The sequence below is a fragment of the Gynurincola endophyticus genome (genome assembly GCF_003991195.1).
Classification (GTDB): domain Bacteria; phylum Bacteroidota; class Bacteroidia; order Chitinophagales; family Chitinophagaceae; genus Gynurincola; species Gynurincola endophyticus.
This window is the reverse complement of record NZ_RCWL01000007.1, coordinates 177,710-191,817: the sequence shown is the minus strand read 5'-3', so window position 1 is coordinate 191,817 and position 14,108 is coordinate 177,710. Positions and strand designations below refer to the sequence as shown.

The 14,108-nt window shown below is 38.5% G+C and carries 13 protein-coding genes and 5 tRNA genes; 3 read left to right on the top strand and 15 right to left on the bottom strand.

Annotated features, from left to right (window positions below; genetic code table 11):
- Window positions 1–118: 118 nt before the first annotated feature.
- The 4 genes from D9O48_RS13880 to D9O48_RS13865 form a co-directional block, all read right to left on the bottom strand.
- Window positions 119–1,594 (bottom strand): SusD/RagB family nutrient-binding outer membrane lipoprotein, encoded by a 1,476-nt coding sequence (locus D9O48_RS13880; RefSeq protein WP_126973578.1) that lies wholly within the window; start codon window positions 1,592–1,594, stop codon window positions 119–121.
- A gap of 41 nt (window positions 1,595–1,635) precedes the next feature.
- A complete protein-coding gene (locus tag D9O48_RS13875; protein ID WP_126973577.1) occupies window positions 1,636–4,869 on the bottom strand; it encodes a SusC/RagA family TonB-linked outer membrane protein in 3,234 nt (1,077 codons plus the stop codon).
- A gap of 46 nt (window positions 4,870–4,915) precedes the next feature.
- A complete protein-coding gene (locus D9O48_RS13870) occupies window positions 4,916–5,989 on the bottom strand; it encodes a FecR family protein (RefSeq protein ID WP_126973576.1) in 1,074 nt (357 codons plus the stop codon).
- A 63-nt stretch (window positions 5,990–6,052) separates the two neighbouring features.
- Window positions 6,053–6,595, bottom strand: coding sequence for an RNA polymerase sigma factor (locus D9O48_RS13865; protein WP_126973575.1), 543 nt, complete (start codon window positions 6,593–6,595; stop codon window positions 6,053–6,055).
- A 300-nt stretch (window positions 6,596–6,895) separates the two neighbouring features.
- Here D9O48_RS13865 and D9O48_RS13860 point away from each other — a divergent pair, with 300 nt between their 5' ends.
- The 3 genes from D9O48_RS13860 to D9O48_RS13850 are packed head-to-tail and all read left to right on the top strand — an operon-like array spanning window position 6,896 to window position 8,899.
- The gene (locus D9O48_RS13860; protein WP_126973574.1) at window positions 6,896–7,768 is read left to right on the top strand and encodes a TraB/GumN family protein; all 873 of its coding nucleotides are present in this window, start codon (window positions 6,896–6,898) and stop codon (window positions 7,766–7,768) included.
- 20 nt (window positions 7,769–7,788) lie between these two features.
- A complete protein-coding gene (locus D9O48_RS13855) occupies window positions 7,789–8,295 on the top strand; it encodes an RNA polymerase sigma factor (protein WP_126973573.1) in 507 nt (168 codons plus the stop codon).
- Window positions 8,285–8,899, top strand: coding sequence for a hypothetical protein (locus D9O48_RS13850; RefSeq protein ID WP_126973572.1), 615 nt, complete (start codon window positions 8,285–8,287; stop codon window positions 8,897–8,899). Before D9O48_RS13855 ends, D9O48_RS13850 begins: the two co-directional genes overlap by 11 nt.
- A 128-nt stretch (window positions 8,900–9,027) precedes the next feature.
- Here the strand turns inward: D9O48_RS13850 and nusG are convergent, their stop codons facing one another.
- From nusG to rpsU, 11 genes are all read right to left on the bottom strand, one after another.
- The gene (gene nusG, locus D9O48_RS13845) at window positions 9,028–9,594 is read right to left on the bottom strand and encodes a transcription termination/antitermination protein NusG (protein WP_126973571.1); all 567 of its coding nucleotides are present in this window, start codon (window positions 9,592–9,594) and stop codon (window positions 9,028–9,030) included.
- Between the two features lie 6 nt (window positions 9,595–9,600).
- On the bottom strand, window positions 9,601–9,789 hold the full coding sequence (secE, locus tag D9O48_RS13840; protein ID WP_126973570.1) for a preprotein translocase subunit SecE: 189 nt from the start codon (window positions 9,787–9,789) through the stop codon (window positions 9,601–9,603).
- A 99-nt stretch (window positions 9,790–9,888) separates the two neighbouring features.
- Window positions 9,889–9,959 (bottom strand) — tRNA-Trp (locus tag D9O48_RS13835).
- Between the two features lie 66 nt (window positions 9,960–10,025).
- Entirely contained in the window at window positions 10,026–11,213 is a 1,188-nt protein-coding gene (gene tuf, locus D9O48_RS13830) for an elongation factor Tu (protein ID WP_126973569.1), read from the bottom strand.
- 315 nt (window positions 11,214–11,528) lie between these two features.
- Window positions 11,529–11,600 (bottom strand) — tRNA-Thr (locus D9O48_RS13825).
- Window positions 11,601–11,670: 70 nt separating this feature from the next.
- Window positions 11,671–11,743, bottom strand: a tRNA-Gly gene (locus D9O48_RS13820).
- Between the two features lie 78 nt (window positions 11,744–11,821).
- A tRNA-Tyr gene (locus D9O48_RS13815) sits at window positions 11,822–11,904 on the bottom strand.
- A 32-nt stretch (window positions 11,905–11,936) separates the two neighbouring features.
- Window positions 11,937–12,009, bottom strand: a tRNA-Thr gene (locus tag D9O48_RS13810).
- Between the two features lie 405 nt (window positions 12,010–12,414).
- Window positions 12,415–12,714, bottom strand: a complete 300-nt coding sequence (locus D9O48_RS13805) for an HPF/RaiA family ribosome-associated protein (protein ID WP_126973568.1) — start codon at window positions 12,712–12,714, stop codon at window positions 12,415–12,417.
- Window positions 12,715–12,864: 150 nt separating this feature from the next.
- Window positions 12,865–13,770: a tyrosine-type recombinase/integrase gene (locus D9O48_RS13800; protein ID WP_126973567.1), complete on the bottom strand. Its 906-nt coding sequence runs from the start codon at window positions 13,768–13,770 to the stop codon at window positions 12,865–12,867.
- Between the two features lie 75 nt (window positions 13,771–13,845).
- Complete coding sequence (rpsU, locus tag D9O48_RS13795) at window positions 13,846–14,037, bottom strand: 30S ribosomal protein S21 (protein ID WP_126973566.1); 192 nt, start codon at window positions 14,035–14,037, stop codon at window positions 13,846–13,848.
- Window positions 14,038–14,108 lie beyond the last annotated feature (71 nt).

Sequence of the window (14,108 nt, the reverse complement as noted above, 5' to 3'; positions counted from 1 at the left end):
AATTTACTACCTGGTTTCACCTGCTGCGTCTCAATGGATTCTTTCTTAGTATGAATATTGCTGGTTTATTCAACGATAAGTAAACCCCAGCACCAGAAGGCTCCGGTATTTTATACGATTATTTTTCCCACCATACTTTAGTCATCACATCATCGCCTCCGATTCTTTCTGCAGCCATTCTATAGTTATTCGCATTAAAGCGTCTTACATCTACATGATACATAAACCGGGTAGGCATTACTCCGTTATGCCACATGTATGGTGTTTTCGGTAACTGAGGATACCCGGTACGTCTATATTCAAACCATTGCTGATAGTCATTGAATACAAGAGCAAGGTATTTCTGTGTCAGCACCTGTTCCATCGATCCATTAAAAGCGGCCTCCTGATTATCAAAATAGTTAGCCGGCATTACACCATTTTTCCATTGTGTTACAGCTGCCGTTACTCCCTTTTTGTAAGCTTCTTCAGCTGCTACCATATTGGCATCTAATAACGCTATTTCGGCCTTAATGAACTCCACCTCAGCATAACTCATAATCACTTCTATAATTTCTGTACCTAAAGCCGTGTGCACCATCAAATCGCCGTTAGGTGTACTCGGATTATAGTTAAACTGTGATTCATCGCCCGAATGCGCACTAGGTATTCCAACATATCCGATGTCTTCTAATTGATTATTTACCAGTCTTGACCCTTTTGTCATAAACAAAGCCCTGCGCGGGTCTTCCAGTTGATTCAGCATATCCACAAAATAACTACTCATCGCATGAAAGTTTACATAATCCTGACGACGTGCCCAGGCATAATCATAAGGCGATTGCCCGGATATTTTTACCAATGCGGCTTGTGCATTGCTGGTAAATACCGGATACTCTGCCGGGTCAGCAATAATACTTCTCAATTCGGTCAATGTGTTTAACTCTGTACGCTTCGACAATCTTAATAACATACGCATCAAAAGAGAATTATTAAAACGTCTCCAGCTTTCAACATTGTTATTATATAATAAGTCATTACCTGTCATTGTACCGCCGGCTTTATAAATCTGATTCGCAGCTTTCAGTTCGTTAATCAATGACACATAAATAGATTCCTGCGTATCGAATACCGGCTGTGTAATGCCCTCTTCTGCACTAAGTGCCTGTGAAAAAGGAATATCACCGAATGAGTCTGTTAAGATTCCGGCTATATAAGCTCTGAGCGTACTGGCTACCGCTTTGTAAACAGGAGCATTATATACATCAGCCGCCAGTTCCATTTCTGTGAGGTTACGTAACCATTTGTAACAGGTATTCCAGGTTCCGTTTCCGGCTGACTCTGTTACTTCATAACGGTGTACACCACCCGTACTTCCCTGATAATTTCCGTATGAAAGGCCCACCTGCATAATTTCCCAGGTAAAGTCATAACTTCTTATAGTAAAGTAATTACTCATTCCATAAATGGTGGGAGTTAATAAACTACCCGGAGTTACTTTGTCGATTTTATTCGGATCTGTGTTCAATTCGGTAAAACCTTTCGTACAGCCTGCAAAAGCAATGATACCTGCGGCTACGAATATCACAGAAAATATTTTTCTTACATTAATCATAACGTGAGTGTTTGTATGATTGACTAATTAATTCGTTGTCTTTAAAATTTCACTGATATGTTTATACCCATTGTACGCGGAGTAGGCATCTGCCCCATTTCTACTCCGGGAACAATACTCGCTCCATTTAAAGAAGCTGTTTCCGGATCAAAAACCGGGAAGTTTGATATCACGGCCAGATCACGGCCGTAAAGTGCAACACTGGCACTGTTCAATCTTAATCTGTTTACAAACTTTGCAGGAAGTGCATATTCAAAACGTAATTCGCGTAACTTGATATAAGAAGCATCAAAACTATTTGTTTCTACATTTGCCCTTCTGTAATAATCTCCGTACCATGAGTTTACTGCTACCTGTTTTGTATTCACTTCATATTTTCCTTCTGAATTCAATACCACTCCGTCACCGATAACAAACCCTTCTTCTCTGCCTTTTAATGTATGTTTCAGTTTTCCCTGTTCACTCATTTTATGGTGTGTTTGTGAATAGATCATACCACCATATTGCCCGTCAAGTGTAACTGCCAAACGAAATTGTTTGTAACGGAACTCATTTACAAAACCAGCTCTCCAGTCAGCGTAAGCATTACCTATTTTTGTGATATCAGCAGGGCGAACAGCCATACCGGTATTGGCATCAAAGATTACTTTTCCTTCTTCATTTCTTACTAAACCGAATCCCCAGATATCGCCGGTTGACCCGCCTACCGTGGCAATGATAGAAGCATTTCCACTTGATGCTATAGGTTGCTCATCACCATCAAGATCATCACTTAATCTTAATATTTCGTTTTCATTCTTTGCCCAGGTAGCAGTTGCCGTCCAGGTAAAGTTTTGCGTTCTGACAGGAGTACCGCTCAGCATTACTTCAATACCTCTGTTACGAACTTTACCGGTATTGATATATTTAAAACTATAGCCGGTAGTTATATCTAAAGGCACAGTAATTACCTGATTGGTAGTAATGTTATTATAGAAGTTTACATCTGCATTAATTCTGTTATTCAATAAAGAGAAGTTTAATCCTGCTTCCCATGAATCTACCATTTCAGGTTTCAGATCTGCATTGTATAAAATGTTCGGTGCATCAGCAGAACCCGGGAAAAGTGAAATATCATAATATTTACTCGTTCTGTACGGTTTTGTATCGATACCTACTCTTGCCCATGATAATCTTACTTTAGCAAAAGAGATTGCCTGTGGCAACGTCATCAGATCACTCAATATAAAACTTGAACTCACAGACGGGAAGAAATAAGAAGCTGAAGATGCCGGTAAAGTTGAAGACCAGTCATTACGGCCTGTTACATCTACAAAGATTTTATCTTTCCATGAAAAATTCACCAATCCGAACAAGCTGTTCATTTTTTGCTGTTCAAGTAAATTTCTTTCAGCCAATGCCTGGTTTGAAGCGTTCGATAACTTATATACACCCGGCAATAATAATCCCCGTACTACCGCATTACTCTGTTTATAAGTTTCTGCACGTTGATTTCCTCCTACCGAAGCACGTATTTTAATATCTTTCCCGATTTTATCATTAAATGATAATAAGAAATCATTATTCGTCTCTAAGAAAAATACGCCCTGTTCTTTATAGTATCCCTGTGGAAAGTTTGCAGTGTTCCATGGTCTTCTTTGTTCTCTCTGATCCTGACGCATTGCCAAACCGGTACGCACCATCACATCAAATTTTTTACTGATGTTATAGATAGCCTGTAAATTACCGTCAACATTATTATTGTTCAGGCTATTCGTCATTTCATACGCAATCAGATAAGGGTTTTCGATATATGAACTAAAAGGATGTATCTGTTCAATTTGTTCCTTCCCTTTTTTCCAACGGGGTTCATACCAGGCCAGATCTACATTCGGATTCTGGAAAATCATAAAATAAGAAATTGATTGGTTGTTGTAACCGGTTCCGGGAAGGTTATCACTTCTTTTATTGGTATAGGTAACTTTGGCATTAATTTTCAGATTCTTTGAAAGCTGTGTACTGCTATTAAAAGAAGCCACTAATCTTTCAAAACCTGTATTCGGCATAATCCATTCATTTTTTGTATGCGTAACCGATGCCCGAGCCGAATAATTTTCACCGCCGCCATCAAGAGCAACACTATTCACCACATTGGTACCGGTTTGCCAGAAACCTTTTACATTATCTTTATAAGCCACCCATGGCCTTCTCTCAGTAGACTGTGTTTCAGTTTCCGGATCATATTGAAAATATTCCTGTCCTTGAAATTTAGGGCCAAACGCACTCGATGTTGAACCTGTATTAGCGCCATCCGGTGATAATCCATAAGAATAATACAACTCTCCATTTGCATTTCTATTATTATTACCCTGTCCGTATTCATATTGCCAATCAGGCCATTTCAATACATCACTGATACTAACATTTGAATTAATACTAACCCCGATTCCTTTCTTTTTACTACCGCTTTTAGTGGTAATGATTAAGGCTCCGTTACCAGCTCTGCTTCCATATAACGCAGTGGCGGCAGCGCCCTTTAATACAGTTACTGACTCAATATCGTCAGGGTTGATATCCGAAAGTCCGTTACCAAAATCAATCGGAATATCTTTATCACCTGACACGCCTGCCCCATATGCCATTTCAGTTCCGGATCCACCTCTCCCGCGTGAGTTAATCATCGGCACACCGTCTACTACAATCAAGGCTTCATTATTATCAATATCCATTGAACGATCACCTCTTAAATTGATTCTGGTAGAGTTAATAGGTCCAGACCCTGCCTGCACCAGGTTCAAACCCGCTACCTTACCTTTTAATCCGTCACTCCAGTTCAGAGGCATTGCTTCTGTCAGGTCTTTACCTTGTACAGTAGTAGTGGCAAAACCCAATGCCTTTTGTTCACGCTTGATTCCTAATGCGGTAACCACCACTTCTTCCATGTCTTGATTATTCGCCTTCATTCTGATTAACAGCGAATTGTTTTCTCCCGGTTTTGCAGCAAATCCATTCAGTTGATACGTATCATAACCAACATAACTAAATGCCAGGTCATATTTCACTTCCGGTTTTAAATTCTCCAGAATAAAAACACCATTTGTATTGGTGATTACCTGTTGTGAATTTGATTGTCCCTTTTCTTTAATACTAATGGTTACTCCGTAAAGAGGCTCACCGTCTTCATTCAGCACGGTACCTCTCACAACAGGATTCTGTTGTGCAAAAGCAATTGAAAAAGACATACATAACATTACCATCAGGCAATGCATTCTTTTCAACCCTGATAACTTATTCATGTTGTTTTATTTTATAAATTGGTATTACTCTTATATGTACAACCTATTATTCCTGTTCGGCTTTCTTTTTTCTGATAATCAGTTTTCCTTCTAAATATTCGAATTCTAATCCGGAGGCAATACAAACAATAGCGATGTTCTTACGCAGCGAATCGGCTTTCATCAGGTTACCGGTAAAATGTACCTGATGCATGATGTCTTTATTATATTCTATATTAAACTGATAATACCCGGATAATTCATCCAATAGCTGATCTAAAGGTTTCTTGTAATAATCCCAGGCAATCGGGGTAACTTTTTTAACAGCTGTTTTAGCGTGTTTGGGGGTATTCTTTTGCTCTTCTGTATTTAAAGTAATTACCTTAAAATTACTGAGCGTTGCTTCCATGGTACGTTGATCAATAAAACATTGTTGCCCTGGTTTTAATAAGATCTCCGTCATGATCACTTTTTCATTTTCACTTCTCAATGCCACTTTACCCTCTAAAAGCTGTACTAATATTTTCTCTTCTTTCACTTTATGATCAACATAAAATTCAGTTCCGAGAGCTGTTGTGGTAATATCTTTCGTTTGTACAACAAATGGATGTTCGGGGTTTCCTGCCACTGCAAATAACACCCTTCCTTCATTTAGAAAAACTCGTCTTTCTCTTGAAGAAAATACACTATCATAACTGATAGAAGCACCTTTCTCCAGTGTTACAACTGAACCGTCAGAAAGCGTTATCAGTTTCAGATATTCACCATTATTAATTACATTAATTTTTGCAATGCTGAGATCATTCTGCACATGCGTAACGGCTGAAGTATTCAACTGATAAAACAGCCAGCCAGTCACAGGTAATAATAGCAGGCCGGCAGCTACCAGTAATTGTTTCATAGAGAAACGTTTTTTCTTTTTTTGTTCAGAAGGAAAATGTTGGGTGATATTCTGCCATACTTCTTCAGCAACATTTACCGGCATTAATGTTTCCGGTTGAAAACTATTCCACTCCGCTTCACTAAAATATTTTTCAACTTCTTCCGGATGTTCGGAAAAATATTGTGCTAATAAATCAGCTTGTTCTGCAGAACAGGTTCCCTTCAAAAACTCCGCAACAAGTTTGTCTATATTACTCATTTCTTCAGCTTGTATATCAATAGTTCGTTCTAAAACTGAAGTACCCTAGTAAGTAACAATTTGTTAATAATTAATAAAGAGGATAGATAAAAGCAGGAGCGTTTTACGCAATTCGCTTAATACTTTTGAAATATGGTATTCCACTGTTTTTACAGAGATAGATAACTTTTCTGAGATTTGCTGATAGGTGAGTCCATGCTTACGGCTCAATAAAAATACATCCCTGCTTACAGGTGACATTTGTTGGAGTGATACATCTAATTTAGCAGTAAGTTCTCTCACGGCATAGGTTTGCCAGGTAGTATCGTCAGATTCTTCTAAATGAGGTAATAAGGAAATATTTTCTTTCAGGCGTATCTGACGCCTTAATTCGTCAATCATTAATGATCGGGCTATACGAAACAATTGAACATTTACACTCAATTCTTCATTTAATGAAGATCGTGATAACCACAATTTACAGAATGTCTGCTGCAACAATTCCTGTGCTAAATAGGAAGAACTTGTTTTTTTCAGTAACCAGAAATACAGTTTATCCTTAGAGGTATTGTAAACATCAGAAAATGCCTTTTCGTTGCCTTCTTTTATTGCTGTAACAATATTCACCCGTACAGTTTTGGAACATTAACTAACAGCCAGCAAAATTAGAACCGGCAGGTTAAGCCAGTATTAACAAAACCGTACTCATTGTTAACTTTATATTATTATCCATTCAATTATCGCGAACGACCGCTTCGCTCCTGCCGTCTTTATCTTTGTAATTTTCTCAGTCCGTTCAGCTTCTTAATTTCTGTCAGACTGATGTTTATTTATTTTTTCAAAAAAATAAATAAATCTGTAACGAATGAATACCTGCCTGTACTTACTCTATAAATACAACATTTTAAACTTTTATAAGATAAGTATATGAAACAATTCATCACCTTTACCGTAGCATTGGTAATCACATTGACGACTGTATGTGTAGCACAAAACAAACAACATGCAGCTGCTCCCAATTCTTTACTTTGGGAAATTACAGGTAATGGCCTGGTACAGCCCTCTTATTTATTAGGTACTTTTCATATGATGTGTGCCAGCGACTATAAAATGAATCCTAAAGTGCTGCAAGCCATCAACAAAGTTCAAAAACTTGTAACAGAAATTGACTACCTGAACCCTGAAGAAGGTTTAGCCATGCAAAAAATGATGATGGCCGATAAAAAATTAAGCGAACAACTCTCTCAAGCTGAAGCAATAGACCTCGAAGAAGTACTAAAAACATACGGTACTTCTCTCGCAGAAATAGATAACTATTCACCACAAGCGTTGTTTTCTTTGCTAGGCAGAAAAGCCATTCCATGTGCACCCGCTGAAGTGGTTGCATATGAAGCTGAGCTGATTACCGCTGCTTTAAAAAGCGGTAAAAAGACAGGTGGGCTGGAGACGGTGAATGAGCAGTCAGACTTTTTAGCCAGGTCGTATCACCTCAAAGAAGCTATCAGACAATTAAAAGCTGGTGATACCTACGCAATATTATCAAAAGAAATGATTAAAGCGTTTAATGAAGAAAACCTGACGGTATTAGATCAACTGGTAAAAGACAAGCGTTTTATGAATGCAGAACAGAGAAAGTGGATGTTATCTGTAAGAAATGAAAACTGGGTAAAAATGATGCCTGGGATGATGCAAAAAGAAAGTATTTTATTTGCAGTAGGAAGTGGTCACTTGTGGGAAGCAGATGGTGTCATCCAATTACTACAAGCCCAGGGATATACAGTAAAACCGGTTTTACAATAATTATTATAGCTGATAAAGAAGTGGAACACTCAACAGAACAAAGATTTCTGACACTCGTAGAAGCACACAAAGGCATTCTGCACAAAGTAGCAAAGCTGTATATTGATACACCCGAAGACCGTGAAGACTTACATCAGGAAATTATTATCCAGCTATGGAAGTCATTCGGCAACTTCAAAGGAGAAAGCGAATTTTCTTCCTGGATGTACCGGGTAGCGATCAACACTGCTATTTCTTTTTTCAAAAAAGAAAAACGCAGAAATGATGTAATCTCCTACGATCAGGTAAAAGAACCCGAAAGCGAAAATTATGATGGTGAAAAAGACCGTCAACTTGAAATTTTTTACCGCGCAGTTCATCAATTAACCGCAGTAGAAAAAGCTTTGATATTTTACTATATGGAAGGACTTTCTCATCAAACCATCGGTTTGCAGCTCGGTATCAGTGAAGGTAATGCCCGGGTAAAGTTGAACAGAACAAAAGAAAAATTACAAAACATTATAAAAAAAACTGGTTATGAATCTTGATAACTTAAAATCTGCGTGGAATGCAGAAAAAACAGACGATGTACGGGTGCCGTCAAAAATAGAACAGCTCAAAAAAGCACAGCACCCGTTAGACTCGTTAAAACGAAAAATGAAAAATGAGTGGTATATACAGTTATTCGCAATTTTATTCTTAGGTTTAGTACCACAGTTATATGATATTCATTCTTCTTTATATGTGATCTATTATGTTGCTTATGCAATGCTGGTAGTGATATCAGGATATTATTTCAATTTGTTCCGAAACTTTTATGTGCAGATCAATCACTATACAGCGGATACAAAGGACAGTTTAACAGAAATATATTATGAGTTCAGGCTCAATATAGAACGTTATCATTCATTTGGTTTTCTCTTACTACCATTCGTATTAACCTGGTTGGGCACCTATTTATACAGCCGCTTAATGGAGGAAGGAAAAGGCTTTTCCTCACTTTCACAAAACACAAAGTATTATTTAATTATTGGCACTTTACTGATCAGCTTACTGTTTATAGTGGCAATATTGGGGTGGACAAAGTACTACTATGGGAAATATGCCAAACAATTAAGAGAAATTTTAGATGAGTTGAGAGAAGAAAACTAAGAGAAATGAAGAATTGAAAATGGATAATTAAAAATGAACAGTGGAAGTGTTGCAGCAGAAAAGACAACTAAAGCATCAACAAAAAAGCCTAAGCGATATGCTTAGGCTTTTTAAATATTTGAAATCGGTTAAACGATTTTTTCTACTTGCATGTAGTTCAGTTCTACCGGTGTTGAGCGACCAAAGATTTTTACTGTTACTTTCAATTTTTTCTTTTCGTCGTTTACTTCTTCGATAATACCGTTGAAATCGTTGAAAGGGCCTTCAATAATCTTAATGGTTTCACCAACGATAAATGGTTCACTCATAGTAACACCTGAAGTTTCTGTCATTTCGTCGATCTTACCGAGCATTTTATTTACTTCGGCTTTACGAAGAGCGATCGGATTTTCTTTACCCAGGAAGTGAATGACGTTAGTAGTACCGCTGATGGTATCTTTAATGTCATCAGATAATTTTCCATCAACTACCTCAATCATTACATAACCCGGATAATAGTTGCGCTCGCGCATTACCTTCTTACCATTCTGCACTTTATAAACTTTCTCTACAGGGAGAAATACTTGTTTAACATAGTCACTCCAACCGCTACGAGAAATCTCTTTATCGAGATACTCTTTCACTTTGCGCTCTTTACCACTGACCACGCGCAACACATACCATTTAGTTTCCTGTTGATTAGTTTGATTTTCCATTTTATATTATATGGAGTAGATGAAATTAAGAACAGTTTGAGAAATTAAGTCCAGCACCCATACCAATAAGGTAATAATAATAGTACCGATAAGAACAATTACAGTTGATTGTTGTAATTGGTTCCAGTTAGGCCAGGTTACTTTCTCAGTCAATTCTTGCCATGAATTCTTAAAATAGTTGGCAACTTTGCTCATATGAAAATGTATTTTCTAGGAAAAAAAGAAAGAATTAGCGTAGTTTCAAAAATACGAAAATTCTGCTAATTCTTTAATACTTTACCTATGTTTTGTTAGCACGGGCACTAGGATTCGAACCCAGATCGAAGGTTTTGGAGACCTCTATTCTACCGTTGAACTATGCCCGTATAAAAAGCCATTAGCAAAGTTTTGCTTACACTAATGGCTTTTATATAATGTGATCTTACTGAAGATTATTTAACGATTTCAGTAACCTGACCAGCACCAACTGTTCTACCACCTTCACGGATAGCGAATTTAAGACCTTTCTCCATCGCGATCGGTTGGATCAATTTAACAGTTAATGAAGTATTATCGCCAGGCATAACCATTTCAGTTCCTTCTGGTAAAGTACATTCACCAGTTACGTCAGTTGTACGGAAATAGAACTGAGGACGGTATTTGTTGAAGAATGGAGTGTGACGACCACCTTCTTCTTTAGATAATACGTAAACTTCTCCTTTGAATTCAGTGTGAGGAGTGATAGAACCAGGTTTTACGATTACCATACCACGACGGATATCTTTTTTATCGATACCGCGTAATAATAAACCTGCGTTATCACCAGCTTCACCTTCATCTAACAATTTGCGGAACATTTCCACACCTGTTACAGTAGAAGTTAAAGGTTTTTCCATTAAACCTACGATCTCAACACCTTCACCAACTTTGATACGGCCTCTTTCGATACGACCAGTAGCAACAGTACCGCGACCAGTGATAGAGAATACATCCTCAACAGACATCAGGAAAGCCTGATCAACCGGACGAGGAGGTAATGGAATATATTCGTCAACAGCAGTCATTAATTCTTCTACTGCTTTAACCCATTTTTCGTCACCAGCTAATGCACCTGTAGCAGAACCTTTGATGATAGGAGTATTGTCACCATCGAAACCGTAGAAGCTCAATAAGTCACGGATCTCCATTTCAACTAATTCTAATAACTCAGGGTCATCTACTAAGTCAACTTTGTTCATGAAAACAACCATACGAGGTACACCTACCTGACGAGCCAAAAGGATGTGCTCTTTAGTTTGCGGCATAGGACCGTCGGTTGCAGCCACAACTAAGATAGCTCCGTCCATCTGAGCAGCACCAGTAATCATGTTTTTCACATAGTCAGCGTGACCAGGACAGTCAACGTGCGCATAGTGACGATTATCGGTTTGATACTCAACGTGGGCAGTGTTAATGGTAATACCTCTCTCCTTTTCTTCAGGAGCAGCATCAATTTCATCATATTTTCTTGCCTGCGCGAATCCTTTAGCTGAAAGGATGGTAGTAATTGCAGCAGTCAAAGTGGTTTTACCATGGTCAATGTGGCCAATGGTACCAACGTTAAGGTGAGGTTTATCCCTCTTAAAGGTCTCTTTTGACATCGTTATCTGTTTTTAGTTGCGGTTTTAAATTTGTTTAACTTCCTCCCACACACCCTATCTCTTTTTGTAAGTTGCGTGAGTTTTATATGGTAGCGTGCTGCCGGTCTGCTTTTCAGCTGCCGTTGCGTCGCACACTGCATCTGCGCGTCTTCCTTTCAGCAGGATACCTTGCGCTCACTCGAAACTCACGGTGCCTCCTGAAATACTCCTCAGAGTGGTAAAGAACTAGTTTTAGATGAGCGCTACCCTATTCCCTGCAAAAATGATTCTTACAGTCTTAGAGTTGCACCTCATCACATCGAAATTATAATTCTGAGCCGTTGATGAGAATTGAACTCACGACCTCTTCCTTACCAAGGAAGTGCTCTACCACTGAGCTACAACGGCTGGTAAAGTCTGTGAGTTCTAAGCTGATTCGTTACCTTATCAACCAGTACAATAACCCAGAACTTTTTTGAGCGGGAGACGAGGCTCGAACTCGCCACCTATAGCTTGGAAGGCTATCGCTCTACCAAATGAGCTACTCCCGCTTGTCCACCAAAGCGCCGCAAAGGTGGTATCGTTCCTTTCAGGAATTTTCAATCCCTGACCCCTTTATAGGGTTTCTGTGGGCAGGAGAGGATTCGAACCTCTGAAGTCGAAAGACAGCGGATTTACAGTCCGCCCCATTTGGCCGCTCTGGAACCTGCCCCCAAAATTGGTCACGCTTAACCAATCTTAATGAGCCACTTATCGGATTCGAACCAACGACCTACTGATTACAAATCAGTTGCTCTACCAACTGAGCTAAAGTGGCTTATTTTTAAAGATCTACCCAAACTTCCGAACCGTTCCGTTTAATTTGGGATGGCAAAGGTAATATCATTTTGTTAATTCCAACAAATTTTTCTCAATTTTTTTTTCGGATTTTTTTTCCTTAACAATTTGAAACTCAATCCGAACCTAACTCATTCATTTACCCGCCTTTCAAAAAACTTTCGCAAAAAACATACATTTTTCGATCATAAAAAAATATTTCCTTCAAGTTTTTTACTTTTTTTTATTCCGCCACCGCCCCCTTTTATCTTTTTCAGACTGGCTTAAAGCCTTCAAATTCAATCCTATTTTGACTTCTATCAAATACATAACTATAACCTATAACCGATATATTTTTTATAAAAAAAATCTCCCCCCAGCTGCGCCGGGGGGAGACATTTAGCCTTTATGCTGATAATTTTTCTTTTTTACGTTTAATCTGATTCACCACCGAATCCATTGCACTGTCAAAACTTTCTTCAAAACTTTTTGATGATACCTTTACAAAAAATTGTTGTCTCGGTACCTGAACCCTAATTTCGGCGACTTTATCTTTAATCGTGTGAACTACATTATCCAGTTTCAAAAAGACATCTATCTGAGTGATCCTGTCATGAAAAGTATTCAGCTTTCCTATCTTCTTCTGTACATAATCCACTAATTTCTGATCTGCACTAAAGCGCACGGCTTGTATATTAACGTTCATAATTCATCGCATTTTTAACAGTAAAAAAATAATTTAAACCCGGAATTTTCATTTCACTTTTACATAGGCAAATTTGTTTTTTGTTTCTACTTTAAATTAAGTCAAAAAACACAATTTTCCAAATGATTCAGCCAAAATTTACTGTTAAAATTATCCGCGCGGATGTGCCTTTTTATGCACCTCCTTCAACTTATCAATCGTATTGTGCGTGTACACTTGTGTTGCCGCCAGGCTACTATGCCCCAGCAACTCTTTTACCGCATTCAGATCTGCTCCCTGATTCAATAAATGTGTGGCAAATGTATGACGCAATACGTGCGGTGAACGCTTCTCCAACCCCATTGCTTCCCCTAATGCAGCTTTTGCCGCCGCATATACATCTTTCTGCGCAATCGGCTTCCCGTTTTCTTTCACCAGCAACTTCTCACGGTTCACCGCTACCTCCAGCCCTGTCTTATCTGATATATAATTCTTTATTAAACCGGCAATCTTTTCTGTCATCGGCAATATCCGCTCCTTCCCCCCCTTCCCGTACACCCGGATGATTTTATTCGAAAAGTCAACCTGCGACTCCTTTAACCCCTGCACTTCCGACGAACGCATCCCCGTTGCGTAAAGTATATTCACCAGCAAATGCGCCGTTTTACTCATAAAATCCTCCCCCCGCTCTTCCAATACCCGGTTCATCTCCCCTTCTTTTGCAAATACAGGAAGACGTTTAGGAATTTTTGGCGCTACAATACCCACCATCGGCGTTTCTTTCACCAGTTGCTGACGAAGCATAAATTTATAATACGACTTTAACGTGCTGATTTTCCGGTGTAAAGTACGCGCACCCGCGTCTTCACCCCTCAGATAAACTAACCAGTTACGCACTTCAATACTGCGTACCTGTGCAGGATCAAAATGAGTATACCCCATTTCAATAATCAGATAGTCAACAAATTGCTGTAAATCATCGGAGTAAGAGCGCACCGTATGCGGAGAATAACGCTTCTCAAACTGGAGAAAACGTATAAAAGCCTGTATGCTGGGGATTTCCTGAATTTGAAACATACAATAAATACAAAAAGGTAGATACAAAGTTAAAAACTTTATAACTACCCTTGTATATCTTTTTTAAACAAAAGACTAAAGCTGACCGCTTTCTAACTTTTGTTTGTAAATCGCTTTCAATTTCTGCGCTCTGCGAGTAATAGAAGGCTTCGTGTAAGATTGACGTTCTCTTAATTGAATTAAGATTTTCGCTTTCTCAAATTTCTTTTTATACTTTTTGAGGGCCTTGTCAATATTTTCACAATCTTTAGAATCAATAATTAGCATGTTAATATACCTCCTTTTAATGCTTTTTATTAGGGTGGCAAAGATAGTATTTCTTTCTAAAATGCAAGGAT